We start from the raw sequence: 23,895 nt of genomic DNA, 5'->3' as shown, positions 1-23,895 counted from the left end.
CGGCCAGCACCGGTATGCACTTGGGCTTGGAACCATTACCTACCCTTCCCCAAGGTGCAGGCAACCAAAACGCGGCGTCACGATCCATGAACCTGACCGGTACTCTCGACCTCTCTGCCGATCCGGGCGGTATTGCCCGCGCGGCCGATCTGCTGCGGCAGGGCCTGCTGGTCGCCTTCCCGACCGAGACGGTCTACGGGCTGGGCGGCGATGCCCGCAACGGGCAGGCCGTGGCCGGGATTTACGCGGCCAAGGGGCGGCCCAGTTTCAACCCGCTGATCGCCCATGTGGCCTCGGTTCAGGCGGCACAACGCTTCGTGCAATGGTCGGATCAAGCCGAGGCGCTGGCGGCGGCCTTCTGGCCCGGCCCCCTGACGCTGGTTCTTCCCTTGCGCGACGGGCATGGCGTGTCCTCGCTGGTGACAGCGGGGCTCGAGACGCTGGCGGTTCGGGTGCCTGCTCACCCCACGGCCCGCGCGCTGTTGGCGGATTTTGACGGCCCGGTGGCCGCCCCCTCCGCCAACCCGTCGGGCCAGATCAGCCCCACCACAGCTGATCATGTCCGCGCTGGGTTGGGCGGGCGGATCGCCGCCATTCTGGATGACGGACCCTGTGGCGTCGGGCTGGAATCCACCATCGTCGGATTGGCCGGAGAGCCCGCCTTGCTGCGCCCCGGCGGCGTGGCGCTGGAGCAGATCGAAGACGTTCTGGGCGCGCGCCTGCATGCGCATCAGCCGGGGGACCTGCTGACGGCACCGGGGCAGTTGCAATCGCATTACGCCCCCGACGCGCCCGTCCGGCTGAACGCGGAAACCCGGCAGGGGGATGAGGTTCTGCTGGGCTTTGGCCCGGTCGATTGCGACCTCAACCTGTCAGTAGAAGGCGATCTGCCCGAGGCGGCGGCAAACCTGTTCGCGGCCCTGCACAGCCTGAACGCAACGGGTCGCCCGATTGCGGTGGCACCGATCCCCGATCATGGTTTGGGTGCCGCGATCAATGACCGTCTGCGCCGCGCCGCCGCGCCGCGCGACGGCTGATCAGGCGCGCCCTGCGCTGGCGGACAGGGTCAGGGGATCGACGCCAAGCGTGGCCAAAGCGGCCTCCCACTTGTCATCGTCGGGGACGTCGAACACCAGCTTCGAGCTTGCCTCGGCGGTCAGCCAGCCGTTCATCGCGATCTCATCCTCTAACTGGCCGGGCCCCCAGCCGGAATAGCCCAGCGTCAGCATCGAGTTCAGCGGCCCGCGCCCTGCAGCCAGATCCTCCAACACGTCCAGCGTAGCGGTCATGCTGAAATCGTCGGAAATCTGCATCGAATGCAGGTTCGCCTCATAATCCGCGCTGTGCAGGACAAAGCCACGCGACATCTCGACCGGGCCGCCGAAATGCACAAGCCGCTCGCCCACCACCGGAATCCGGCAGGCGATGTTCAACTGCCCCAACAGGGTTTTGATCCGCAAATCCGAGGGTTTGTTGATAATCAGCCCCATCGCCCCGTCATCGCCATGGCTGCAGATATAGACGACCGAGTGATCGAATCGCGGATCGCCCATGCCGGGCATCGCAATCAACAGTTTTCCGGTCAGGTCCATTGGGGGCATCTCATTCTTAGACTCCCCTCAACAATGACCCTGCGGCACCGGAATTGGCAAGGGAGCAGCGGATATTTCGGCAGATTTCATTCAAGTGACCGGAACGTGACTTGGAATCCGGGGCCGGACCGCGCATTTATGGGATATGAAAACATTGCTGCACACCACCGCCGCCGCGCTGACGGCCTGTTTCGCTTTTGCCGCACCCGCGTCGGCGCAGGGGCTGGACGGCGTTGTGCAACTGGACATTCTGGATGGCGGCCGCACCGCAAACGGCACCTATCTGGGGGCGCTTCGGCTGACCCTGAAAGACGGCTGGAAAACCTATTGGCGCGCGCCCGGCGACGCCGGTATCCCGCCCGAATTCGACTGGAGCGGGTCGGGCAATGTTGGCGACGTGTCGATCACCTGGCCTGCCCCGGATATCTTCAACCAGAACGGCCTGCAATCGATCGGGTACGAGGATCAACTGGTGCTGCCGGTCGAGATCACACCCAGGAACCCGGCCAAACCCGTGCGCTTGCGCGGCGAGATGGATCTGGGTGTCTGCAAGGATGTCTGCATTCCCGAGCGTCTGGGTTTCGATCACACGCTGGACGCCGAGGCCGGACGCAACCCGGCCATTGCCGCAGCCCTGGCGCAACGCCCCTTCTCAGCCCGCGAGGCGCAGGTGAGGCAGGCCAGTTGCCATCTGAGTGCAACGCAGGACGGCATGCAGATCGAGGCCCGCGTGACCATGCCATCCGCAGGCGGGCGTGAGGTTGCGGTGATCGAACCGGGCAACCCGGTGCTCTGGGCCTCGCAACCTGAAACGGAACGGCGCGGCGATACGCTGATCGCGCGGTCCGAGATCATCAGCGCTTCGGGCGCGCCCTTCGCGCTGGACCGGTCCGAGATTCGCATCACCGTGCTGGGATCGGAACACGCGGTGGATATTCGGGGCTGCACAGCAGGCTGACTGTATGAGCCAAACCCCCAAGATTGGCGCCCTGGCCGTTGTTCTGCACCGGGGTCAGGTATTGCTGGTGCAGCGCAGCAAACAGCCCGATGCCGGGCTATGGGGCTTTCCCGGTGGCCATGTGGAATGGGGCGAGACTGTCCTGCAGGCCGCGCAGCGGGAGTTGCTTGAGGAAACCTCGGTCACGGCGACTGCCACGCATTACCTCGACAATCTGGATTTGCTGCGATCTGACGATGCGGGTCAGGTCACCTCCCACTATCTGCTGGTGGGGGTCGCCTGCCGATATGAAAGTGGCGCGCCTGTTGCCGGCGATGATGCATTGGATGCCCGCTGGTTTCCCATCGACCAAATCCGGCGCTGGGACCTGCCGATGAGCGCGCGGGTCCCTGACCTGCTGGAACGGGCCCTGGCGGATTAAGCCCCCGCGCGGCCCCGAAGGCGGGTATAGAGCAGACCTGATGCAAACACGCTGACAATCACAATCGGGATCGCGCCCGCAAGGAACGCACCCAGTCCCATTTGCAAAACGGCCATACCGTCTTCCTCGGCATAGAACCCCGACAGAACGTCAACCGGTGCTCCGGTGATCAGTGGCCACAGCATCGTCACCCCGAACCACAGCAGCAACGCCAGCGCCGTCGCGGCCAGCGATCCCTGCACCACCCGGTCCGGCGCCCGCATTGCGCGGCGCATGGCGGTCATCGGGCGCGAGACATCGTTGAGTATGGCCAGAAGCGCGGGCACGAGGATCAGGACCAGCAACATCCCGAAGCCCAGACCATAGACCAGCGTGATCACGGTCGGTTTCAGGAACTGCGCCTGCTGTGAGCCTTCATAGAGCAGCGGCGTCAGGCCCAGCACCGTGGTCAGCGTGGTCAGCATCACGGGCCGCAACCTGTCCGCGGTGCCTTCAACAATCGAGGGCACAAGGCCGCGCTCTTTCTGATAGGCGTCAATTGTTGTCACCAGAACGATCGAGTCGTTGATGATGATCCCGCTCATGCCCAACAGGCCCACGACCGTGAACATGCTCAGCGGCACCTCCCAGATGTAGTGGCCCCAGATGGCCCCGACCAGCCCGAACGGGATGATCGCCATGACAACCAGCGGCCGGCTCCAACTGGCGAAGACCCAGGCCAGCACCAGATAGATGCCGGTCAGGCACAGGATCAGGCCGGTGCGGGCCTCGGACAGGAACTCGTCCTCCTGCTCGCTCAGGCCGGACATGCGCCATTCGACCTGACGTTCGGCGGCGATGTTGGGCAGGATCACCTCGTTCAGGGCGCGTTCGATTTCTGCGGCGCGGGCGGGGTTGTCCTCGGAGATATCGCCATTCACCGAAATCACCCGCAGACCGTTTTCGCGGCGAACGGTGGAAAAGCCTGCCTCGCGCTCGACCGAGACCAGATCGGCCAATGGCACATAGACCCCGTCGGGTGAGCGCATCAGGGTCCGCTCAAGGAAGTCGGCGGTCAATTCGCCCTCGGGCAGTTCCACGCGAATCTCGGCGCTGCGCGGACCATCGGGGAAGGTTGCGGCCTCAATCCCGTTCAGGCGGTCGCGCAACACCCGGCCCAGCGTTTCGATGCGGAACCCAAGCGCCTCGCCCTGCGCGGTCAGGTCCAGGGTAAACTCTTCCTTGTCATAGGCCAGATTGTCTTCCAGCGCCGACACCTCGGGGTATTTCAGCAACTCGGCCTGCAGGTCCTCGGACGCGGCTTTCAGCGTGTTCACATCCGCGCCGGAAAATTCGACATCAATGGCGTCGCCCCCCGGACCAGAGCGCCAGCCCCGGAAGCTGAGCAGTTCGACCTTGGGATGGCGCGGCACGAATTCCTGCAGTTCGGCCACAAATTCGAAACTGGAATAGGGGCGCAGATCGGCGTCGATCAGTTCGATGGAAATGCCGCCCAGAAGGTCGGAATCCTTGCCATCGGCCGCCGACAGGCCAAACCCGGCGCTGCCGCCGACCTCGGCCAGCACATAGTCGATAGGATTGCGGCCATGGCGCTCTTCGTAGATCTGCCCCAGCTCTTCGGTCGCGCGCTGCAATTGCCGCATCATGTCCAGCGTGTCGGCGCGGGTCGAGCCCTCGACCATGATGAAATTGCCGGTGACCGAGCCGCGCTCGGGCGCGTTGAAGAACCGCCAGTTCACGTCGCCCCGGATAAACAGCGCGACCTGACTGGCCAGTATGACCACCATCATCGCCACCACGACATACCGCGCCCAGACAACCCAACCGATGAGTGGGCGGAACAGGTGATCGCGCACCCAACGGAAGCCCCGGTTCACCACCCGGTTGGGCCAGTCATACCAATGCTCTTTCGCGGAATGCGCGATGGCATGGGCCATGTGGTTGGGCAGGATCAGGAAACACTCGATCAGCGAGGCGATCAGCACCGCGATCACGGTATAGGGGATGTCGCGGATCAACTCACCAAACCGGCCGCCGACCAGCGTCAGGCCAAAGAAGGCGATCACCGTCGTGATCGTCGCGGCAAAGACCGGCATCGCCATGCGACGGGCGGCGCGTTCGGCGGCGACCACCGGCGGTTCGCCCAATCGACGCGCCCGGAAATCCGCGTGTTCGCCCACCACAATCGCATCATCGACAACGATGCCAAGGGTGATGATCAGCCCGAACAGCGACACCATGTTGATCGACAATCCGCCAATATACATGAAGGCAATTGCCGCTGACATAGCCACGGGAATCCCGGCGGCCACCCAGAACGCGATGCGCGCATTCAGGAACAGGAACAGCAGGCAAACAACCAGACCCAGCCCCATCAGCCCGTTGTCGATCAGGATGTTAAGTCGGTCGGTGATTGCCTGCGCACGGGTGCGGATGAGTTCCAGCGTCACCCCTTCGGGCAGGCTGGCCTGCATGTCGACCACCACATCCTCGACCGCCCGCTGAATCGCGATGGCATCCCCCCCGTTCGAGCGGTCAACCCGGATCGACATGGCCGGGTTGTCGCCGACAAAATAGCTGCGGTTGCGGGTCACCCCTTCGACATGAATCTGCGCGACATCCCGGATGAACAGCTTCGAGCCATCGGCAAAGTTGCGCAGGGCAATGCCTTCGATCTCTTCCGGGGTGCGCTTTTCCGCGCCGGTCCGGATGCGGGCATTGGCACCTGAGACATCCCCCGCCGGGCTGGCATTCACTTCGGCAGCAATGGCCGAGGCGATCTCGGACAGCGCAATATCGTTGGCGATCAATTGCGCGGTCGGCACTTCGACCACAACGCGCGGCGCGGCCACGCCCCGGATCGTGGTGCGGGTGACGCCGGCGTCAAACAGGCGGTTTATCAACTCGTCCGTGTACTTGGCCAACTGGTCCGGTGCGACTGGCCCCGCGATCACCACATCCGTCACGCGATCGCGCCATGCGCGGCGGCGGATGGTCGGTTCTTCCACGTCATCGGGAAGGTCGGTTATGCCATCGACCGCGGTGCGGATGTCTTCCACCGCGCGAGACATGTCCCAGTTGGGTTCGAATTCCAGGCTGATCTCGGCCGAGCCTTCTCGCGAGGTCGCATAGGAATAGGCCACGCCTTCGACCGCCAGCAGGGCAGGTTCCAGCAACTGGACGACACCACTATCGACATCCTCGGGGCCCGCGCCGTCCCATTCAACGTTGATGTTGACCTCTTCCAGAATGACATCGGGAAAGAACTGCGCCCGCATGTTGGGGATGGCCGCGGCCCCCAGCACCAGCATTACCAGCAACAACAGGTTGGCGACGGTGCGGTGCCGGGTGAAGTAGCTGAGGATGCCGCCCGCCGCGCCGGGGATTTCGCGCATCATGGCGCCTAGCCCCCGGCCCGGTTTTCAATGGTGCGGACCAGAGATGCGGGCACCTTGGCCTCCTCCAACTGTCCCAGCATCCGCGCTTTGACGTCCTGCGGCATCCGCTCGCTGGCCTCGACCTGCGCCACCAGCGCGGCGCGGCGTTCGTCTGACAGTTCGACCATATCCGGGTCAGCACCGGCATTGGCCTCGGTCCGCAGCGGACGCACGCGGATGCCTGTTCCCAACAGCGGCGTGCGACCGATCACGACCTCGCGCCCTTCCAGCCCTTCGCCGCGCAACAGAACCTCGTCACCCTGCCTGCGGATCAGGGTCACGGGCAGAACCTCAAGCCGGTCGTCCGCGCCCAGCACCAGAACCGTGCCCGAGGCATCCAGCACCGAGGATGGCAGGCGCACTACCGCGTCCAAAGGTTGCTCTTCCACGGTAACCGTCACGAAATCCCCCGGCTTGAATCCCGGCGCGCTGTCGAGACGGGCATAGACCAACCGCCCGGTCTGCCCCTCACCTGCCGAGCCGCTGTCGCGGCTGATACGCCCGGTGGCGGTCAGGTCGGTGCCGGTGACCTCGAGCGAGATGGTGACGGGCGCGTTGATCAGCGCGCCGTCCGAGTCCAGAAGCCGCACGAACTGCGCGGTCGACACTCGAAAGGCGACCTCGAGCGCGTCCGGGTCCACCAGTTCTGCCAGTTTTTCATTCGCCGAAACCAGCCGCCCTTCGACCAGAGTCACATCGGTCAGCGTGCCGCCGAACCCCGCCATGATGGTCATGTCCCCAAGGTCCCGTTCGGCGGCTTCAAGTGCAATCCGTGCGCGGGCCAACAGGGTCGTCGCCTGATCGACACGGGATTCCGCCTGCGCCAGAGAAATCCTGCGGGCCAGCACCGATTGTTCGGCGACCGCAACGGCCAGTTCGGCCTCTTCCACGCTGGCCGTTGCCCCAACCCCACGCGATTCCAGATCACGTTGCCGCTGCAGGGCGCGCTGGCGCAGTTCGGCCTGCGCCTCGGCGGATTTCAATTCGTCCTGTGCCAGCAACAGCGACCGTTCGGCGTCGCGTTCTTCAAACTGCGCGTCCAGAAGATCGGATTTTGCCCGATCCAACGCGGATTGCGCGTCTGCCGGATCAAGCTCGACCAGAACCTCGCCCGCCGTGACCGTGCCGCCATCCTCGAAATCATCGGCCAGCGCGACCACACGGCCCCCCAGCGCCGCGCGCAGTTCCAAACGGCGGCGGCTTTGCACCTCGCCAAAGGCTTCAAGATGGGGGGTGACGGTTTCCAACTCGGCGGCTTTGACGGTGACGGCAAAAACCCGTTCCCGCGCCGCGGGCGGCTTATCCTCGCGGGTCAGCACATCCTGCACGGCCCCAAGGATCATCTGCGCCGCAACAAATAGCAGCGCCAGCGTCAGAGACGCCAGAAACACACCGACAAGACTTTGCCGCAAGAATCGCATAAACCATTAACCCCGGTTGCAACAGGCTGCCTTCCACAAAATGTAGCCGGACCGTGAAATATGCCAAGCCACAAAGCGGTTATAAGATGTTGAACGTAGGACCAGTCTACTTCCGTCGCAGGTGTTCGTCCAATCTGGGCATTATTTCCACGAAATTGCAGGGACGGTGGCGGTAATCGAATTGTTTCTCCAAAATCCCGTCCCAGGCGTCCTTGCAGGCACCGGGGCTGCCGGGCAGGGCGAACAGATAGGTGCCGCCTGCCACGCCACCGGTGGCGCGGGACTGCACGGCGGACGTGCCGATTTTCTCCATCGAGAGGATGGTGAACACAGTTCCGAACGCCTCGATTTCCTTTTCATAGACGTCGCGATGGGCCTCGACCGTCACGTCGCGCCCGGTCAGCCCGGTCCCGCCGGTCGAGATTACCACGTCAATGTCGGGGTCCGCGATCCAGGCCCTTAGCTGATCTGCGATCTGATCGCGTTCGTCCCGGATGATCTTGCGGTCGGCCACGGAATGCCCCGCGCGTTCGATCCGGTCCACCAGCGTCTGGCCCGAGCGGTCTTCGTCCAGCGAGCGGGTGTCGGACACGGTCAGAACGGCGATCCGAACCGGAATGAAGTCAGTGTTTTCGTCAATGCGCGACATCTTTCGTCAGGCCCTTTCCATAATGGCCAGCCGGATCGCAAGGGCAGCAAAGATGCCCCCCGTGACCCAGCCCATGATCCGCGAGGCGCGGGGGTTCGAAATCAGCACCCGCCCGGCCCCGCCTGCAAATATTCCGACCAATCCGTTCACGACAAACCCGCCCAGTGCAATCATCACGCCGAAGATCAGAAACTGCGGCAGGATCGGCCCGATGGATGGGTCGACGAATTGCGGGATGAAGGCAAGTACGAACAGGATCACCTTGGGGTTGGTCAGATTGACCACCAGCCCGTCGCGGAAGGCAAAGCGCGCCGGTTTCGCAGGCGCGTCGCCGGGCATGGCCCCGTTCCGGATCGCGCCCCAGGCCAGATACAGCAGGTAAGCCACGCCCATCCAACGGATCACATCGAACAGCCATGGCAGCGCGGATACCGCCGCGCCCAGCCCCAATCCGGCCAGCAGAACGTGGATCATCAACCCCGCCGAGACTCCTGCGCTGGCCACCAGCGCCGGTTTCGCGCCGGACCGCAGGCCTTGCCCGAAACAGAACATCATATCCGCGCCGGGGGTGAAATTCAGCGCCATTGCGGCTGGCACAAAGGCCAGCAGCGTTACCGTTTCGATCATGAGGGGACCTCGAACCACTGGACCTTGGGGCCAAGATTGGCAATTTGTGTGCGCCCCAGCGTGCCGCGATAGCCCCAACTGTCATGAATATGGCCGCAAAACACGAACGCAGGTTGTATCCGTTCCACCGCGTCGCGCACGGCGACCGAGCCAACGGACTGACCCTGCGAGGTGCTATCGCCATGCCCTTTGGGCGGGGAGTGAACGATCAGGATATCGGCACCGTCGCAGCGATCCAGCATTTCGGTGGCCTCGGCCTCGGTCAGGTCACAGGACCAATCGCCGAAGGGCGTGACGGGCACACCATATCCCAGACCGAACAGGCGCAGATCACCGATGGCCATCCCGGTGCCGTGCAGCACATGCACGCCTTCGGGCGCGGCGTCGGCCAGCTCCCCGGCGCTTTCGGCGTTGCCCGGCACCAGCACCAGCGGGGCCGAGATGCCGGACAGCATCGCCATCGCTTCGTCCAGCCCCTGCCGCATGTTGCAGTAATCCCCGGCCCCGATCACCAGATCAGCCTCGGCACTGGCGGCAACCAGATCAGCAGCCCGATTGCGCGCCATGTGAAGGTCGGAGAAGGCCAGAATCTTCACCCCTTTGCCCCCAGACGTGCCCGCAGTTCAAGCAGATCGGCCCAGGCTTGTCGTTTCATCTGAGGTTGGCGCAACAAGTACGCGGGATGGAACATCGGGATCACTGGCAGGTCCAGCGCCTGATCCCACTGCCCGCGCAACCGCGTGATGCCACGTTTGCCCAGCACCGCCTGGCACGAGATATTTCCCATCACCACCAGAACCTCGGGCTTGGCCAGCGCCACATGACGGTCCAGAAACGGCTTCATCATGCCGATCTCTTCTGGTTTGGGGTCGCGGTTCTGCGGTGGCCGCCACGGCAGAACATTGGCTATATACACGTTTTCGCTCCGATCCAGATCAATCGCCGCCAACATCCGGTCCAGCAACTGCCCGGCACGGCCCACAAAGGGCTTGCCCTCGCGGTCCTCATCCCGGCCCGGAGCCTCGCCTATGATCATCACCCGCGCGCCGGGCGTGCCGTCGGCAAAGACCAACTGCCGCGCGCCCTTTTTCAACTCGCAATGCGCGAACGCATCCATCGCCGCGCGCAACTGATCCAGCGAGCCCGCCCCGCGCGCCGCCTGCTGCGCCACCGCAACCGGATCGACCTGCTGCGGCTTCACCGGCGCCGCCTGCGCAGGCTGCGGTTTCTTGGGCTTTGGCGACGTGTCGGGCAGCGCGTAACGGTCCACCGGCACATCGCCGATGGCATCGGTGACGCCCAGTTCGATCTGCCACTCCAGCAGCGCCCGCGCAGTATGATAATCCAAAGCCGATTCCATGCCGTTCAATCTAACCACCTTTTGACCGAGGGAAAGCGAATAGACCTTGCCATGGCACCGGGTCGCACCGACCATGGGCACATTCATGTTGTCAGGCTTGCGATTCCTTCTGATCGGACTGCTATTTGCCGTCACCAGCGGCCAACCCGGGTTTGCCCAGTTTAACAACCAACGCGACCAGTGCCGCGGCGGTCAGTTCGCCTGCGGCAGCCGCTGCTGTTCCGGCGGGCAGAGGTGCAGTTTCGACAACCACTGCATCCCGCTGGGCGGCACCTATTGCGGCGGCGGGCGCAGTTGCGGGCCGTTCGAACGCTGCGTCGCAGGGGGCACCCGCTGCGCCCCGATTGGTGCGAACAAATGCCGCTCGCGCCTCGACTGTCCGGGCGGCAGCTTCTGCAACGGGCGGGGCGAGTGCGAACCGGTCTCGCCCGAATTCGACCCCACCCCCTCACCCGGCTTCAACCTACCGACGCAATGCGCCGACGGGCGCAGCTGTGTCTCGGGTACATATTGCCTGCCGCAGGGCGGTTGTTCGCGCCCGGGCTGGTTCCTGTGCGAGAAAACCGGCTCGCAATGCAGGCCCGGATTCAAGTGCTCGCGCAATCGGGGATGCGTGCCCGTCAAGGCCATCGATTGCGGCTATGGCAAGTGGTGCAAACCGGGCGAACAATGCCTGCCCGAAGGGGGGTGCGCGATATTGCCCTAGGGCCCTGTTCCCCGTGTTGCGTCTGCCCGCACAGCTTCCTATAAGCGGGCCGATTGTCAGACAGGAGCCCGCCCATGCGTTTCGCCCATCGTCACCTTCTTGGCATCGAGCATCTGTCCCCGTCCGATATCACCGCCATCCTCGATCTGGCCGAGACCTATGTTGACCTCAACCGCCAGTCGACCAAGCATTCGGATGTGTTGTCGGGGCTGACGCAGATCAACATGTTCTTCGAGAACTCGACCCGCACGCAGGCCAGTTTCGAACTGGCGGGTAAGCGGCTGGGGGCCGATGTGATGAACATGGCGATGCAGGCCAGTTCGATCAAAAAGGGCGAGACGCTGATCGACACCGCGATGACGCTGAACGCGATGCATCCCGACCTGCTGGTGGTGCGGCACCCGCATTCCGGCGCGGTCGGTCTGCTGGCGCAGAAAGTGAACTGCGCCGTGCTGAATGCAGGCGACGGGCGGCACGAGCACCCGACGCAGGCCCTGCTGGACGCGCTGACCATCCGCCGCGCCAAGGGCCGCCTGCACCGTCTGAACATCGCGATCTGCGGTGACGTTGCCCATTCTCGCGTGGCGCGGTCGAACCTGATCCTGCTGGGCAAGATGGAAAACCGCATCCGCCTGATCGGCCCGCCGACGCTGGTGCCTAGCCAATTCGCGGAATTCGGGGCCGAGATTTACGACGACATGAACGAAGGCCTGAAGGATGTCGATGTCGTCATGATGCTGCGCCTTCAGAAAGAGCGAATGGATGGCGGCTTCATCCCCTCGGAACGCGAATATTACCACCGCTACGGGCTGGACGCCGCCAAGCTGGCGCAGGCCAAATCGGACGCCATTGTCATGCATCCCGGCCCGATGAACCGCGGGGTCGAGATCGACGGCACGCTGGCCGACGACATCAACCGCTCGGTCATTCAGGAACAGGTCGAAATGGGTGTCGCCGTGCGCATGGCCGCGATGGAATTGCTGGCCCGAAACCTGGCCGAGGCCGCATGAGTGATCTGACCGTCGCCCCCCATGAACGCGGCGTGATCCGCCTGTTCACGCTGGATATGCGCCCCGAAGAGGCGAAATTCCTGCGCGAACCCGGCGCTGCCGATCAGGTTCTGGGGGTTGACGGTCTGGACCCCGCACAGATCGACATTTTCCCGGTCTCCGACCTCGAAGACCTAGGGCTCTACGGCTATCTGAACGAGGGCTGCGGCGTCTCGGCGGATCAGTTGGACCGCACCGAGTTGGAGGCTGTCGAGGGCTGGGTCATGGCCCTGCGCAGCGCCGCCTTCGGCGGGCGCGCAGCCAGTATCGAACCCGACCCGCGCCTGCATCTGATCGGGCTATACACCGAAGAGGCCACGAACTGGACCGGCGGCGTGATCGAAACCGAAAGCGCCAAGCCGTTCTCGGCCCCTCAGACCCCGCCCGACGACGCGCGGCCCCGGAGCATGGGCTCGGCCATTCTGGCGCTGGTGATCCTGCTGGTTATCGGAGGTGCCCTGTGGCTGATCCTGTGATCTTTACCCCCCATAAGGGTGCGTATATCCAGACCAACCTGACCCTTGCCGCCATCGCAATGGCGGGCGCGATGATCGTTCTGTGGCTGATCGGCAACCCCTATGTCTGGACCGGAGCCCCCGCCGGACTGGCCGCCATAGGCATCCGCGCCTGGTATCTGGCCTCGGAAGAACTGGTCGCCACGTGGGAGATGACCGAGACCACCCTCACCGGCCCCGGCGCGCGCAAAGTGGCGCTGAACCAGATCGAGGCGGTCAACACGATGGGCAGCTTCGTTCAGATCGTCACCAAAGGCGGCGACAAGCACCTGATCAAGTATCAGGCCGACCCCGCCGCCACCAAAGCCGCGATTGAGAGGGCGATGGAATGAGCGGCGAGTGGTGGCGTAAGCAAATTCCTGAGACGGAACAAGTCCTGTGGTCCGGACAACCGTATCGGGGGTATTTCCCACCCCGTCTGGGCTGGGCGTACAGATTTCTGATCGCCTGCCTTGTTCTGGCGTGGGTGGCTAGCCCATTGTTTGCGGACACCGTGCGAGATTATTGGAAGCTGGTCAGTTGCACGCTGCTGCTGGCATTTTTCATGTGGTGGGATCGCTTGATCCGCAGGCGACGAATGTATGTCGTGACCACCCGCAATGTCTGGTGGATCAGCGAAATATTCAAACCCCGACATCTCCCCATAAACTCCCAGCTCAAATTCTATCGCAACGGTCGAAACATCGTGTTTTCCCACCTGCGATTTCTCGTTTTCGAATACCTACACGACCCGGAGGCCGCATTGGCGGCGCTGACCCAAGCCCGAGAGGCCCAGACATGACTGCCCTGATCTTCACCAACGCCCGCCTGATCGACCCGGAAACCGGCACGGACAGCCTCGGCTGGTTGCACATTGCCGATGGGCTCATTCAAGGCAAGGGCGAGGGGAACGCGCCCGCTGCGGACGGGCAGGTGATCGACTGCGGCGGGCAGTGCCTTGCACCCGGTATCGTTGATATCGGCGTCAAGGTGTGCGAGCCCGGCGAGCGGCACAAGGAAAGCTACAAATCCGCAGGTCTCGCCGCCGCTGCCGGGGGTGTGACCACCATCGTCACCCGCCCGGATACGTTGCCTGCCGTCGATACCCCGGAAACGCTGGAATTCGCGACCCGGCGCGCGCAGGCGGATGCGCCGGTCAATGTGCTGCCGATGGCGGCGCTGACCAAGGGCCGCGACGGGCGCGAGATGACCGAGATCGGGTTTTTGCTGGATGCGGGCGCAGTGGCCTTCACCGATTGCGACCATGTGGTTGCCAATACCAAAGTGTTTTCCCGCGCGCTGACCTATGCCAAATCCTGCGGCGCGTTGGTCATCGCCCACCCGCAGGAGCCGGGGCTCAGCGCCGGGGCCGCCGCCACCAGCGGCAAGTTCGCCGCCCTGAACGGTTTGCCCGCCGTTTCTCCCATGGCCGAGCGCATGGGTCTGGACCGCGATATCGCGCTGCTGGAAATGACCGGGGCCGCGTATCACGCCGACCAGATCACAACCGCCCGCGCCCTGCCCGCACTGGAACGCGCCAAGCGCAACGGGCTGGACATCACCGCCGGGACCTCGATCCACCATCTGACGCTGAACGAGCTGGACGTGGCCGACTATCGCACCTTCTTTAAGGTCAAGCCGCCGTTGCGGTCCGAAGACGACCGGCAAGCGGTGATCGAAGCGGTGCGCACCGGCCTCATCGACACGATCAGTTCCATGCACACCCCGCAGGACGAGGAAAGCAAGCGCCTGCCGTTTGAAGAGGCAGCCTCGGGCGCGGTGGCGCTTGAGACGCTGCTGCCTGCGGCGCTGCGCCTGTACCACGCGGAGCAACTGGACCTGCCGACCCTGTTTCGCGCGATGGCACTGAACCCAGCGAAACGGCTGGGGCTGGCTTCGGGCCGTCTGGCCGCCGGTGCGCCTGCCGATCTGGTGATGTTCGACCCGGATGTGCCATTTGTGCTGGATCGCTTTGTTCTTAAATCCAAATCCCAGAACACACCGTTTGACGGGCAGAAGATGCAGGGTAAGGTCACAGCGACTTATGTCGCAGGCCAAGAAGTATACCGGAGATCCTGATGCCCCTGATCGACAGCACAATCGCCCAGCTGATCCTGTGGGCAGGGCTTGGGTATCTGATGGGATCGGTGCCGTTTGGCATGATCCTCGCCCATGTCATGGGGCTGGGCAATCTGCGCCAGATCGGGTCAGGCAATATCGGGGCCACCAATGTGCTGCGTACCGGGAACAAAACGGCAGCAGCGCTTACGGTGCTGTTTGACGGCGGTAAGGGCGCTGTCGCGGTCCTGCTGGCCCGGGTCTTCGCCGGAGAAGATGCGGCACAGATCGCTGCTCTGACCGCTTTTGTAGGGCATTGCTTCCCCGTCTGGCTGGGCTTCAAGGGCGGCAAGGGCGTTGCGACCTTTCTGGGCCTGTGGCTGATGCTGGACTGGCGCGTGGGCGTGGCCTGTTGCCTGTCCTGGTTGGTTGCGGTGGCGATCTGGCGGATGTCTTCGGTCGGGGCGCTGGCGGCGGCAGCGCTTTCGACGACGTGGATCGTGGTGCTGACAGATGGCTCGACCTTCATTCTGGGCATCTTGCTGACCCTGCTGGTCTATTGGCGCCACAGCGCCAACGTCGCACGCATCAAGGCCGGGACCGAGCCCAAAATCGGCAAATCGTGACCCCGCCCGAGGCGTTTGCATCGGCGTTCTTTGATCTGCCAATGGGCACTTTCACTGGCACGGCAGATGGTCTGCGCTATGTCGTGACACGTCAGGTGATGGCGGGTGGAAAGGCCCATAAACTGGTCGCGCATCAGTTGGGCGGCAAGGACTATATCAGCCTTAACCTCTATCAGACCCGAAACAGCGGTCTGCTGCTAAAACCTTGTGAGATGCCAGCGCGAAAAGTCACCGAATTCGTCATCGCATTGCGGCCCGAGGATTGACCGCAAACCTGCATTTCTGAACAGAAACTCTTCACCTCCGCACAATCACAATTGATTGCTTTGAACGTGAACAGGGCCGTTCCCAATTGGGTTTCGTGGCAGCCAATTACAGGTGCCGCAAAAACAAATCCGGTTCGCCGGAGCAAAATTAAGGTGCTCGAACGCGGGCCTATTTCACGAAAGGTGAAGTCATGAACAAGATCAAATCCCTCATCGGCGGTGTCGCCCTGTCTGTCGCAGTTGCAAGCACGGCGCTGGCCGCTGGCGTTGAACTGAACGCAAGCTCGACCGGTCTGGCGCTGCAGGGTTACGACCCGGTTGCCTATTTCACTGTGGGCGAAGCCACCAAGGGCGACTACAAGATCACCGCGCTGCACAATGACGCGCTGTACCGCTTTGCATCGGAAGAAAACAAAGTGGCGTTCGAGGAAAACCCCGAAGCGTACCTGCCCGCATATGGCGGCTACTGTGCCTTCGGCACCGCGATGGGCTTCAAGTTTGACGGCGACCCGAACTACTGGAAAATCGTTGACAACAAGCTGTACCTGAACCTGTCGGCTGACATTCAGGAACGCTGGGAAGGCGACATCCCGGGCTTTAACGAGCGCGCAGACGCCAACTGGAAAGACATCGCTGACAAGACCCCTGCAGAACTGCAGCAGCAATAATCCGCTGAAAATTTCAGACGTGTCGGCGGCGGAACGTATCCGCCGCCGCATGTCGTTTTGAACCCTTACGTTCGACACCTATCTGTTCCCTGAGATAAACGTCCAACCTCAATGGACCTGCGTCTGCGCCACCGTGCGGACGTGCGATACTACGGGCTGGAATAGACATCACTGATCCGGTCTTGGGACCGGGCCGTATCAATCAGCAGGCACCCGCAGTGGATTTTGCCCTTGCGGGGTGTGATTTCGAACGAAAGGACAACAAAGATGACAGGTAAATTGGCACTCGTCACCGCTGTCGCGACATTGGCGGCAGGATCGGCCTTGGCGCAATCTTCGGGCAACTGGACCGGGTTTTATGGCGGTCTGCAGCTTGGCTATATCGACGTGGACACCAATGTGTCCGGCGTAGACGGCGATGGCGCGATTGGCGGTATCGTTCTGGGCTACGATTATGACCTGGGCGACTGGGTGATCGGCGGCGGTTTCGACTATGACTGGACCGATGTGGACCTGTCCGGCGCGGCTACCGTTGAAGACGTTTGGCGCCTAAAAGCGCGCGCCGGGTACAAGGTGAACCCGCAGGGCCTGTTCTACGGAACCGCAGGCTATGCTGAGGCCGGAACCGACAATCTGGGCAGCGACGATGGCTGGTTCATCGGCGCAGGGTACGAGCAGATCGTGGCCCCCAATGTCAGCATTGGCGGTGAGTTGCTGTATCACGAGTTCGACAATTTCAACTCGACCGGCGTGGATGTGGACGCCACCACCTTGCAGTTCCGCGCCACATATCGGTTCTGAGACACCCCACAAGAACGATCAGACCCGGCTCTTTCCGCCGGGTCTTTCCGTTCAAAGGTCCAGAATCGTGCTGCCAGTGGTCTGGCGCGCCTCTAGCGCGCGATGGGCATCGGCGACTTGTTCCAGCGGGAAGCGCTGATCAATGTGGATTTTGACCTCGCCACCTTCGACCTTACCGAACAGACGTCGGGCCATCGCCTGACAAACCGTATGGTCGGCGATATGCGTGAACAGTGTCGGCCGGGTGATCTTGAGCGAGCCTTTCTGCGCCAGAACCCCAAGGTTCACCGGTGGCACCGGCCCCGAGGCATTGCCGAACGAGATCATCATCCCCAGCGGTTTCAAGCAATCCAGCGACCCTTCGAACGTGTCAGCCCCGACCGAGTCCATCACCGCATCCACGCCTTTGCCACCGGTGATCTCGGCCACGCGTTCGGCAAAGTTCTCGGTCCGGTAGTTGATACAATGGGCGGCCCCGTTGAACTGCGCCAGCGAACATTTCTCATCCGTCCCGGCAGTGCCGATCATGGTGATACCTTCGGATTTCGCCCATTGGCAGGCGATCAGACCCACGCCTCCGGCTGCGGCGTGAAACAACACCGTATCACCGCGCCTGAGCGGCGTTGTGCGGTGAAATAGATATTCGACCGTCATCCCCTTCAGCATCATCGCGGCGGCGGCCTCGAAGCCGATACCGTCGGGCAAGGGGCAGACCTGCGCGGCGGGCATCACGCGCGCCTCGCAATAGGCCCCCGAGGGCGCGGCGGCATAAGCGGCGCGCTGGCCGGGTTCCAGATGGGTCACGCCCTCGCCCACCGCCTCAACCACGCCCGAGGCCTCCATGCCCAGCGCGTGGGGCAGGTCCAGCGGATAGAGTCCGGTGCGCTGATAGACATCAATGAAATTCAACCCGCAGGCGTGATGGCGAATGCGAACCTCACCCGGTCCGGGGTCGCCTAACGGCCTGTCTTCGATCTGCAAAACCTCGGGCCCGCCGAATTCATGGATGACAACCGTTTTTGCCGTTTGCTGCATGCTGACCTCCTTCTTGCTAGCGCCCAAGCTAACACGACTGTGAGGCAGGGCAATCGGTGCGATCTCGCAGCGGTGATTCAGTGAAATACGAAACTGTGTTATAGTTGTCACAGGCGTTGCCGGCTGGTCCGGCCACGGGCAACCGTGTGCCAGACCCATCCCGCGACGCATCTCGTCAGGGAAAGGGATCAAGATGGCAAAAACAATCGGCAATCCGATCAGCTGGGCGGCCCAGAGCCTTGGCGCAACCAGCGATCACGTCACGGAAAGCGTCTCGCGGATCGGCAGTTCGGAAACCCGCGATCTTCCAATGGTGCAAACGCTGACCTTTCAGGACCTCCGCGCCTGTTTGCGGGCGGGGTATCACGATTTCCTCGAAACCCGCGCCGATGCGATATTTATCGCGCTGGTATACCCCATCGCTGGTCTGCTGATGTTCGGATTTGCGCTGAACATGAATATGGTGCCGCTTCTGGCCCCTCTGGTCGCGGGGTTTGCCCTGATCGGACCGGTCGCGGCGGTTGGGTTGTATGAGATCAGCCGCAAGCGCGAACAGGGCGGCGCAGTGCATTGGCTGGACGCGTTCGGGGTCTTCCGCTCGCCCTCCTTCGGCGCGATTCTGGCGCTTGGCTTCTATCTGGTCATGCTATTGCTGGTCTGGCTCATGGCGGCCGAGGGCATCTATGAGCGCACACTGGGGCCGGAACCGCCCGCCTCGCTTGTCGCATTTGCGACCGATGTGTTCACCACCAGCGCAGGCTGGACCATGTTCGTGCTCGGCACGGCGGTCGGGTTTGTTTTTGCCCTGTGCGCATTGGCCATCAGCGTCGTCAGCTTCCCGCTGCTGCTGGACCGCAAGGTCGGCGTGCCGGTCGCGGTTGTGACCTCGGTTCGCGTGCTGCGGCACAATCCGGGTGTGATCCTGACATGGGGCTTCATCGTCGCGGCCTTGCTGGTGCTGGGGGCGATTCCGATGCTGCTGGGGCTGATCGTGGTCATGCCGGTGCTGGGCCACGCGACCTGGCATCTGTACAGACGCGCGGTCGCCTGACCCGAGCTATTACCCGCCGGATACGTTCAGTACGATTTTGCCGATATGGCCCGAGCTTTCCATGCGCGCATGGGCGGCGGCGGCCTCGGCCAGATCGAATTCTGAGTCCATCACCGGGGCCACTTTCCCGGCCTCGAGCAAAGGCCAGACGGCCTCGCGCAAATCCTGCGCGATCCTGGCCTTAGCCAGATCGCTTTGCGGGCGCAGGGTGCTGCCGGTCAGGGTCAGCCGTTTGACCATCATCAGGGCAAAATTCAGCTCGACCACCGGCCCCTGCAAAAAGGCGATCTGCACCAGCCGCCCGTCCTCGGCCAGAGCCTTGACATTACGCGGAATGTAATCCCCGCCCACCATATCAAGGATCAGGTTCGCGCCGCCTTCGGCCCGCATGACGCCTACAAAATCCTCATTGCGGTAGTTGATCGCTTTCTCTGCCCCCAACTTGACGCAAGCTTCGCATTTCTCATCCGAGCCTGCGGTGGCAAAGACGCGCGCACCGAAGGCGTTCGCCAGTTGGATCGCCGTAGTGCCAATTCCGCTGGAGCCGCCATGGACCAGAAAGCGCTCGCCCGCCTGCAGGCCGCCACGGGTGAAGACGTTGGACCAGACGGTGAAGAAGGTTTCGGGCAGGCAGGCGGCCTCTTTCATTCCCATGCCGCTTGGCACGGTCAGGCAATGCGCAGCAGGCGTGGCGACGTATTCGGCATAGCCACCACCGGGCAGCAGGGCGCAGACCTGATCGCCGACCGACAGGCCTTCGACGCCTGACCCCACAGCCACCACCTCGCCCGAGGCTTCCAGCCCCGGCAGATCGCTGGCCCCCGGAGGCGGATCATAGGCCCCGGCCCGTTGCAGGGCGTCGGGCCGGTTCACCCCGGCATAGGCCACTTTCAGGATCACCTGCCCGACGCCCGGCTCGGGCACGGGCCGCTCGGTCACTTGCAACACATCCGGACCGCCGGGGGTGGTGATCTCAACAGCGCGCATCATCTGGGTCATCGGCAAATCTCCTTTGACCGATGCCTAGCAGGCCTGCCGCCAAAGGCCCAGAGACTTACTTTCGCGGGTTCAGAAGCCCGGGTAGATCAGCGCGCATCTTCATGGGTGCCCGCACCTGCCCCGCCAGCCAGTTCGGCACCGCCAGAAATGGCTTCAGCAGCGGGTTCCCGTTCACCTGCGCCTTGAGCTTTTCGAACTGCATCACATCGCCGATGCGCCGGTCCAGAAACTCCCACGTGCGCTGATGATCCGGGGTCTCATCCCCCAACCAGAACAGCAGGGTCGAAGAATAGACCCCCGACAGGGTCATCCGCTTGGTGTACCAGTTCACATCGTCCGAGGTGTCGCCCAGCGCGTCCCAGATCAGATCGCAGGTCTGCCACAGTGCCTTAGCCCCATCCGCCGCATGGGTTGGCAGCGAAAACAGGGTCATGCCGCGGCGCACCAGTTCCTTATCCTCGACCGCCTCAAGCCGGAAACGCACGGCGGCAGCGATCTTGTCGCGGAACTTGAGCCCGCTCAGATCCTCGGACTTGATTCGCTCCAGCATGGCCGCATCGCCGCGCGCGTGAAAGGCCAGCGCCAGATCGACCGCCCCGCGCGGGCAAATCGCCCGGGCCAGACCGTCATCGATATCGCAATCGGAAATCGCCGCCCGAAAGCTTGCTTCCGACCAGCCATCGAATGGAACATGGATCAGCATCGCATCCAAAAGCTGCAGTTTGGCGTCTTCATAAGTCACGGTCATGGCGGTTCTCCGGCTTTCAGCCCCAGTACTAGACAAGATAGGCCCGCTTTGCTATACGGCCAATTCCTGCAATTTCCTTGCAACTCTATCTAGAAAGGTGGTGACAACCACATGCAGGTTAGTGTTCGCGACAATAACGTCGATCAGGCGCTTCGTGCCCTGAAGAAAAAGCTGCAGCGCGAAGGCGTGTTCCGTGAAATGAAGCTGAAGCAACATTTCGAGAAACCGTCCGAGAAAAAAGCGCGCGAGAAAGCTGAAGCGATCCGCCGTGCCCGTAAACTGGCACGCAAGAAAGCCCAGCGCGAAGGTTTGCTCTAAGCACCTGACGCTCGTCCAGCTTTGGATGACACTATTTGACGACCCCCGAGGCATCGCCCGGGGGTTTGTCGTTTTCAGGGCCGGTTCTTTTTCGCCGACATGCGTCTCGCGCTGTGCGGCAACCTGCCAATTCCGGCCCGGCAACATTTTGCCCGGCATTTTGCAGCGCAGCGAATCCCGTATGAGTAGCGCGGGCCTGCCTGATTTCGCCTGACAGATAAGCCCCCCTATCCCCTGCGGCGACGCCCGACGTAACTGGCCCCGTCGAAACAGACGGCAAACCAAACGGAGGTAATATGTCGACTGCAAGCACAATCGAGCAGGAAATGCTGGCGCTTATCAATGCCGAGCGCACATCCCGCGGGCTGAACCCGCTGAAACTGGAAACCAACCTGAATGAAGCGTCCGAGGATCACAGCACCTGGATGCTGAACACGGATATGTTCAGCCATACCGGTGCCGGTGGCTCCAGTGCAACCGAGCGGATGCGCGATGCGGGGTTCGACCTGTCGGGAAGCTGGCGCACCGGTGAAAACATTGCGTGGCAGTCCGAGCGCGGCGCACCGGGCATCAGCGATGACGTGGCCCAGCTTCACCAGAACCTGATGAACAGCCCCGGCCACCGCGCCAATATCCTGAACCCCGAGTTCGAATATATCGGCATCGGTATCGAGACCGGGGACATGCAGGGCTTTGACGCCGTCATGGTCACGCAGAATTTTGCAACCACGGACGGAATGGTGGTTCTGGACAATGGCGCACCAACCACGCCGGTGACCGAGGGGCCAGCGCCCGACCAGCCAGATGCCGAGACCCCGGATACAGATGTGACGGAAACACCCGCCCCTGCGCCGGAAACACCGGACACGGATGTCACTGAAACAGTCGATCCGACGCCCGACTCACCCGACACCGACGTGACCGAGACGGATGACCTGGGCGTGGATGTGACGGAAACCGACGATCCCGCACCGGAAACGCCCGATACAGACATCACAGAAACGGAAGATCCGGAATCAGAGACCCCCGACACGGATGTCACCGAGACGGACGACCCGGCCTCTGAAACGCCCGATACCGACGAACCAGAAACACCCGACACGGACGTCGTAGAAAACGACGACGCCGCGCCGGACACACCTGAAACCGAGGTTACAGACGACGGCGACCCGAATGACGGATGCTTCGACGTGGCCGCCTTCCTTGCCGAGATCGAGGCGTTTATCGAGGCTTTGCAATCGCGTCTGGATCAGTTCGCGTGGGATGACAGCGGGATGGACCCGTCGGACTCGACCGATGCGTTCGATCTGGTGATGGATGAATTTGAGCCGGTCGAAGAAGACACGCCGATGTCAGATGTTACATGCGATGACGCGGCCGATGTCTTCCAGTTCAACTTCTACACCTTCGACTGCATGATGGACGCCGCCTGACCGGCCCGTCCGGTGCGAGGCAGGCCTTCTGCCTCGCACGACCGGATCAGTAGATCTTCGGCACATACAGCTCATCCGGCAGAATGCGGCGTTCGTATTCGGGATTGTAGCGCCGGTCGGGCAGGTTGACCTTTTCCTGCGGCACGTCCGTATAGGGGATTTTGGTCAGCAGGTGCTCGATACAGTTCAGGCGCTCGCGCTTCTTGTCATTGCCTTCGACGATGTACCACGGGGCCTCGGGGATGTTGGTGCGGAAGAACATGTCTTCCTTGGCTTTGGTATACGCCTCCCACCGGATGCGGGATTCCAGATCCATCGGCGACAGTTTCCACTGTTTCATCGGGTCGTGAATACGCATGAGGAATCGCAATTGCTGTTCCTCATCCGTGATCGAGAACCAGTATTTCAGCAGAATGATACCCGAGCGCACCAGCATCCGTTCGAATTCGGGAACGTCCTGAAAAAACTGCTCGACCTGATCTTCGTCGGCGAACCCCATCACCCGCTCGACGCCTGCGCGGTTGTACCAGGAGCGGTCGAACAGAACGATTTCGCCCGCCGCAGGCAAATGGGGCACATATCGCTGGAAATACCACTGGCTTTGTTCCCGGCGGCTGGGTGCGGGTAAGGCCACCACGCGGGCCACACGCGGGTTCAGACGTTGGGTGATGCGCTTGATCACGCCTCCCTTGCCGGCGCTGTCCCGGCCTTCGAACAGGATACAGACCTTGGCGCCGGTGTGCTGCACCCAATCCTGCACTCTGATCAGTTCGGCCTGCAGGCGCAGCAGGTTGCGGAAATAGACCTTGCGGTCCAGCATATCCGGGTGCTGGTCCTTGTAAATCTTGCGGACTTCCATCGAGAGCATGGGCTCGCTGAACTCGATCTCAAAGTCCTCGTCCAGCGTGTCTTCCAGTTCGGCTTCCAGCCAGTCTTTGGGCGCGTCATTGTTTTCGTAAGCCAAAATCAGCTCCTTCTCAGTCAACGGGTTGGGACCGTAACGGGTATGTGTAACTGCCCGATGTCATCGGAAAAATTGATGCCATCGAGTTTCACCGGCTGTGCGGGGTCCTGTTAGGGGAAACAGGCGCGGCTCGTGCAGCCGGGCGGTCTTTGCCCTCAATGTGGCCCGGACGGGCGGCAGATACAACCGGCAGAATTGCCGCAATGCCAACAGG

Annotated in this window: 27 protein-coding genes; 16 read left to right on the top strand and 11 right to left on the bottom strand. The window is 62.6% G+C overall.

The window, feature by feature from the left end; genetic code table 11:
- The first annotated feature begins 86 nt into the window (after window positions 1-86).
- Window positions 87-1,037 carry an L-threonylcarbamoyladenylate synthase gene (locus ACR0JN_RS13065; RefSeq protein ID WP_480886135.1) on the top strand — a complete coding sequence of 317 codons (951 nt, stop codon included), beginning with the start codon at window positions 87-89 and terminating at the stop codon, window positions 1,035-1,037.
- Here the strand turns inward: ACR0JN_RS13065 and ACR0JN_RS13060 are convergent, their stop codons facing one another.
- Window positions 1,038-1,592, bottom strand: a complete 555-nt coding sequence (locus ACR0JN_RS13060; protein ID WP_480886133.1) for a YqgE/AlgH family protein — start codon at window positions 1,590-1,592, stop codon at window positions 1,038-1,040.
- A 145-nt stretch (window positions 1,593-1,737) separates the two neighbouring features.
- On the opposite strand from ACR0JN_RS13060, the gene ACR0JN_RS13055 reads away from it, so the two are divergent.
- Window positions 1,738-2,550 (top strand): protein-disulfide reductase DsbD domain-containing protein, encoded by an 813-nt coding sequence (locus ACR0JN_RS13055; RefSeq protein WP_480886132.1) that lies wholly within the window; start codon window positions 1,738-1,740, stop codon window positions 2,548-2,550.
- Between the two features lie 4 nt (window positions 2,551-2,554).
- On the top strand, window positions 2,555-2,971 hold the full coding sequence (locus ACR0JN_RS13050; protein WP_480886130.1) for an NUDIX hydrolase: 417 nt from the start codon (window positions 2,555-2,557) through the stop codon (window positions 2,969-2,971).
- Here the strand turns inward: ACR0JN_RS13050 and ACR0JN_RS13045 are convergent.
- From ACR0JN_RS13045 to ACR0JN_RS13020, 6 genes are all read right to left on the bottom strand, one after another.
- Complete coding sequence (locus ACR0JN_RS13045) at window positions 2,968-6,369, bottom strand: efflux RND transporter permease subunit (RefSeq protein WP_480886129.1); 3,402 nt, start codon at window positions 6,367-6,369, stop codon at window positions 2,968-2,970. The genes ACR0JN_RS13050 and ACR0JN_RS13045 overlap by 4 nt on opposite strands.
- 5 nt (window positions 6,370-6,374) lie before the next feature.
- Complete coding sequence (locus tag ACR0JN_RS13040) at window positions 6,375-7,829, bottom strand: efflux RND transporter periplasmic adaptor subunit (protein ID WP_480886128.1); 1,455 nt, start codon at window positions 7,827-7,829, stop codon at window positions 6,375-6,377.
- Between the two features lie 106 nt (window positions 7,830-7,935).
- A complete protein-coding gene (gene moaB / locus ACR0JN_RS13035; RefSeq protein WP_480817701.1) occupies window positions 7,936-8,478 on the bottom strand; it encodes a molybdenum cofactor biosynthesis protein B in 543 nt (180 codons plus the stop codon).
- Between the two features lie 6 nt (window positions 8,479-8,484).
- Window positions 8,485-9,105 (bottom strand): LysE family translocator, encoded by a 621-nt coding sequence (locus ACR0JN_RS13030; RefSeq protein ID WP_480886127.1) that lies wholly within the window; start codon window positions 9,103-9,105, stop codon window positions 8,485-8,487.
- Window positions 9,102-9,701, bottom strand: a complete 600-nt coding sequence (locus ACR0JN_RS13025; protein ID WP_480886125.1) for a metallophosphoesterase family protein — start codon at window positions 9,699-9,701, stop codon at window positions 9,102-9,104. Before ACR0JN_RS13025 ends, ACR0JN_RS13030 begins: the two co-directional genes overlap by 4 nt.
- Window positions 9,698-10,465 carry a uracil-DNA glycosylase gene (locus ACR0JN_RS13020; protein ID WP_480886440.1) on the bottom strand — a complete coding sequence of 256 codons (768 nt, stop codon included), beginning with the start codon at window positions 10,463-10,465 and terminating at the stop codon, window positions 9,698-9,700. The genes ACR0JN_RS13025 and ACR0JN_RS13020 overlap by 4 nt, the downstream gene beginning before the upstream one ends.
- Before the next feature lie 73 nt (window positions 10,466-10,538).
- Between ACR0JN_RS13020 and ACR0JN_RS13015 the strand changes: the two genes are divergently transcribed.
- The 10 genes from ACR0JN_RS13015 (at window position 10,539) to ACR0JN_RS12970 (ending at window position 17,133) form a co-directional block, all read left to right on the top strand.
- Complete coding sequence (locus ACR0JN_RS13015; protein ID WP_480886123.1) at window positions 10,539-11,171, top strand: scavenger receptor class F, member 2; 633 nt, start codon at window positions 10,539-10,541, stop codon at window positions 11,169-11,171.
- A 74-nt stretch (window positions 11,172-11,245) separates the two neighbouring features.
- Window positions 11,246-12,181, top strand: a complete 936-nt coding sequence (locus ACR0JN_RS13010; protein ID WP_480817705.1) for an aspartate carbamoyltransferase catalytic subunit — start codon at window positions 11,246-11,248, stop codon at window positions 12,179-12,181.
- Entirely contained in the window at window positions 12,178-12,696 is a 519-nt protein-coding gene (locus ACR0JN_RS13005) for a hypothetical protein (RefSeq protein ID WP_480886121.1), read from the top strand. The genes ACR0JN_RS13010 and ACR0JN_RS13005 overlap by 4 nt, the downstream gene beginning before the upstream one ends.
- Window positions 12,681-13,067 (top strand): hypothetical protein, encoded by a 387-nt coding sequence (locus ACR0JN_RS13000; protein ID WP_480886120.1) that lies wholly within the window; start codon window positions 12,681-12,683, stop codon window positions 13,065-13,067. The genes ACR0JN_RS13005 and ACR0JN_RS13000 overlap by 16 nt, the downstream gene beginning before the upstream one ends.
- Window positions 13,064-13,516, top strand: a complete 453-nt coding sequence (locus tag ACR0JN_RS12995; RefSeq protein ID WP_480886118.1) for a hypothetical protein — start codon at window positions 13,064-13,066, stop codon at window positions 13,514-13,516. Before ACR0JN_RS13000 ends, ACR0JN_RS12995 begins: the two co-directional genes overlap by 4 nt.
- On the top strand, window positions 13,513-14,793 hold the full coding sequence (gene pyrC, locus ACR0JN_RS12990) for a dihydroorotase (RefSeq protein ID WP_480886117.1): 1,281 nt from the start codon (window positions 13,513-13,515) through the stop codon (window positions 14,791-14,793). The genes ACR0JN_RS12995 and pyrC overlap by 4 nt, the downstream gene beginning before the upstream one ends.
- Entirely contained in the window at window positions 14,793-15,398 is a 606-nt protein-coding gene (plsY, locus tag ACR0JN_RS12985) for a glycerol-3-phosphate 1-O-acyltransferase PlsY (RefSeq protein ID WP_480886115.1), read from the top strand. Before pyrC ends, plsY begins: the two co-directional genes overlap by 1 nt.
- 41 nt (window positions 15,399-15,439) lie before the next feature.
- Window positions 15,440-15,664: a hypothetical protein gene (locus ACR0JN_RS12980; RefSeq protein ID WP_480886113.1), complete on the top strand. Its 225-nt coding sequence runs from the start codon at window positions 15,440-15,442 to the stop codon at window positions 15,662-15,664.
- A gap of 191 nt (window positions 15,665-15,855) precedes the next feature.
- Entirely contained in the window at window positions 15,856-16,332 is a 477-nt protein-coding gene (locus ACR0JN_RS12975; RefSeq protein WP_480817712.1) for a YHS domain-containing (seleno)protein, read from the top strand.
- Between the two features lie 267 nt (window positions 16,333-16,599).
- Complete coding sequence (locus ACR0JN_RS12970) at window positions 16,600-17,133, top strand: outer membrane protein (RefSeq protein ID WP_480886112.1); 534 nt, start codon at window positions 16,600-16,602, stop codon at window positions 17,131-17,133.
- 51 nt (window positions 17,134-17,184) lie between these two features.
- On the opposite strand, the gene ACR0JN_RS12965 is transcribed toward ACR0JN_RS12970, so the two are convergent.
- Entirely contained in the window at window positions 17,185-18,168 is a 984-nt protein-coding gene (locus ACR0JN_RS12965; protein ID WP_480886111.1) for a quinone oxidoreductase family protein, read from the bottom strand.
- Between the two features lie 193 nt (window positions 18,169-18,361).
- Between ACR0JN_RS12965 and ACR0JN_RS12960 the strand changes: the two genes are divergently transcribed.
- Entirely contained in the window at window positions 18,362-19,219 is an 858-nt protein-coding gene (locus ACR0JN_RS12960; RefSeq protein WP_480886109.1) for a DUF2189 domain-containing protein, read from the top strand.
- A 9-nt stretch (window positions 19,220-19,228) separates the two neighbouring features.
- Here ACR0JN_RS12960 and ACR0JN_RS12955 read toward each other — a convergent pair whose 3' ends face one another.
- Both ACR0JN_RS12955 and ACR0JN_RS12950 read right to left on the bottom strand, forming a co-directional pair.
- Window positions 19,229-20,218 carry an NAD(P)H-quinone oxidoreductase gene (locus ACR0JN_RS12955; RefSeq protein WP_480886107.1) on the bottom strand — a complete coding sequence of 330 codons (990 nt, stop codon included), beginning with the start codon at window positions 20,216-20,218 and terminating at the stop codon, window positions 19,229-19,231.
- 55 nt (window positions 20,219-20,273) lie between these two features.
- Window positions 20,274-20,966: a COQ9 family protein gene (locus ACR0JN_RS12950; protein WP_480886105.1), complete on the bottom strand. Its 693-nt coding sequence runs from the start codon at window positions 20,964-20,966 to the stop codon at window positions 20,274-20,276.
- A gap of 111 nt (window positions 20,967-21,077) precedes the next feature.
- Between ACR0JN_RS12950 and rpsU the strand changes: the two genes are divergently transcribed.
- Both rpsU and ACR0JN_RS12940 read left to right on the top strand, forming a co-directional pair.
- On the top strand, window positions 21,078-21,284 hold the full coding sequence (gene rpsU, locus ACR0JN_RS12945; protein ID WP_005614280.1) for a 30S ribosomal protein S21: 207 nt from the start codon (window positions 21,078-21,080) through the stop codon (window positions 21,282-21,284).
- 296 nt (window positions 21,285-21,580) lie between these two features.
- Window positions 21,581-22,717 (top strand): CAP domain-containing protein, encoded by a 1,137-nt coding sequence (locus ACR0JN_RS12940; protein ID WP_480886103.1) that lies wholly within the window; start codon window positions 21,581-21,583, stop codon window positions 22,715-22,717.
- 46 nt (window positions 22,718-22,763) lie between these two features.
- Here the strand turns inward: ACR0JN_RS12940 and ppk2 are convergent, their stop codons facing one another.
- Complete coding sequence (gene ppk2 / locus ACR0JN_RS12935) at window positions 22,764-23,681, bottom strand: polyphosphate kinase 2 (protein ID WP_480817719.1); 918 nt, start codon at window positions 23,679-23,681, stop codon at window positions 22,764-22,766.
- Window positions 23,682-23,895 lie beyond the last annotated feature (214 nt).

The sequence above is a fragment of the Ruegeria sp. G12 genome (genome assembly GCF_056533565.1).
The sequence above is the reverse complement of the archived record's forward strand: the minus strand, read 5'-3'. Positions and strand labels throughout refer to the sequence as shown.

What these genes read in the sequence shown, in the direction of transcription:
- ACR0JN_RS13040 (WP_480886128.1), bottom strand. Translation starts at nt 7,829, where the DNA reads ATGCGATTCTTGCGGCAAAGTCTTGTCGGTGTGTTTCTGGCGTCTCTG.
- ACR0JN_RS13010 (WP_480817705.1), top strand. Translation starts at nt 11,246, where the DNA reads ATGCGTTTCGCCCATCGTCACCTTCTTGGCATCGAGCATCTGTCCCCG.
- ACR0JN_RS12955 (WP_480886107.1), bottom strand. Translation starts at nt 20,218, where the DNA reads ATGACCCAGATGATGCGCGCTGTTGAGATCACCACCCCCGGCGGTCCG.
- ACR0JN_RS13030 (WP_480886127.1), bottom strand. Translation starts at nt 9,105, where the DNA reads ATGATCGAAACGGTAACGCTGCTGGCCTTTGTGCCAGCCGCAATGGCG.
- ACR0JN_RS12950 (WP_480886105.1), bottom strand. Translation starts at nt 20,966, where the DNA reads ATGACCGTGACTTATGAAGACGCCAAACTGCAGCTTTTGGATGCGATG.
- ACR0JN_RS12975 (WP_480817712.1), top strand. Translation starts at nt 15,856, where the DNA reads ATGAACAAGATCAAATCCCTCATCGGCGGTGTCGCCCTGTCTGTCGCA.
- ACR0JN_RS12995 (WP_480886118.1), top strand. Translation starts at nt 13,064, where the DNA reads ATGAGCGGCGAGTGGTGGCGTAAGCAAATTCCTGAGACGGAACAAGTC.
- rpsU (WP_005614280.1), top strand. Translation starts at nt 21,078, where the DNA reads ATGCAGGTTAGTGTTCGCGACAATAACGTCGATCAGGCGCTTCGTGCC.
- ACR0JN_RS12980 (WP_480886113.1), top strand. Translation starts at nt 15,440, where the DNA reads ATGGGCACTTTCACTGGCACGGCAGATGGTCTGCGCTATGTCGTGACA.
- ACR0JN_RS13020 (WP_480886440.1), bottom strand. Translation starts at nt 10,465, where the DNA reads ATGGAATCGGCTTTGGATTATCATACTGCGCGGGCGCTGCTGGAGTGG.
- pyrC (WP_480886117.1), top strand. Translation starts at nt 13,513, where the DNA reads ATGACTGCCCTGATCTTCACCAACGCCCGCCTGATCGACCCGGAAACC.
- ACR0JN_RS13055 (WP_480886132.1), top strand. Translation starts at nt 1,738, where the DNA reads ATGAAAACATTGCTGCACACCACCGCCGCCGCGCTGACGGCCTGTTTC.
- ACR0JN_RS13015 (WP_480886123.1), top strand. Translation starts at nt 10,539, where the DNA reads ATGGGCACATTCATGTTGTCAGGCTTGCGATTCCTTCTGATCGGACTG.
- ACR0JN_RS13060 (WP_480886133.1), bottom strand. Translation starts at nt 1,592, where the DNA reads ATGGACCTGACCGGAAAACTGTTGATTGCGATGCCCGGCATGGGCGAT.
- ACR0JN_RS13065 (WP_480886135.1), top strand. Translation starts at nt 87, where the DNA reads ATGAACCTGACCGGTACTCTCGACCTCTCTGCCGATCCGGGCGGTATT.
- ACR0JN_RS12965 (WP_480886111.1), bottom strand. Translation starts at nt 18,168, where the DNA reads ATGCAGCAAACGGCAAAAACGGTTGTCATCCATGAATTCGGCGGGCCC.
- ACR0JN_RS12940 (WP_480886103.1), top strand. Translation starts at nt 21,581, where the DNA reads ATGTCGACTGCAAGCACAATCGAGCAGGAAATGCTGGCGCTTATCAAT.
- ACR0JN_RS13045 (WP_480886129.1), bottom strand. Translation starts at nt 6,369, where the DNA reads ATGATGCGCGAAATCCCCGGCGCGGCGGGCGGCATCCTCAGCTACTTC.
- ACR0JN_RS12970 (WP_480886112.1), top strand. Translation starts at nt 16,600, where the DNA reads ATGACAGGTAAATTGGCACTCGTCACCGCTGTCGCGACATTGGCGGCA.
- ACR0JN_RS13005 (WP_480886121.1), top strand. Translation starts at nt 12,178, where the DNA reads ATGAGTGATCTGACCGTCGCCCCCCATGAACGCGGCGTGATCCGCCTG.
- moaB (WP_480817701.1), bottom strand. Translation starts at nt 8,478, where the DNA reads ATGTCGCGCATTGACGAAAACACTGACTTCATTCCGGTTCGGATCGCC.
- plsY (WP_480886115.1), top strand. Translation starts at nt 14,793, where the DNA reads ATGCCCCTGATCGACAGCACAATCGCCCAGCTGATCCTGTGGGCAGGG.
- ACR0JN_RS13050 (WP_480886130.1), top strand. Translation starts at nt 2,555, where the DNA reads ATGAGCCAAACCCCCAAGATTGGCGCCCTGGCCGTTGTTCTGCACCGG.
- ACR0JN_RS12960 (WP_480886109.1), top strand. Translation starts at nt 18,362, where the DNA reads ATGGCAAAAACAATCGGCAATCCGATCAGCTGGGCGGCCCAGAGCCTT.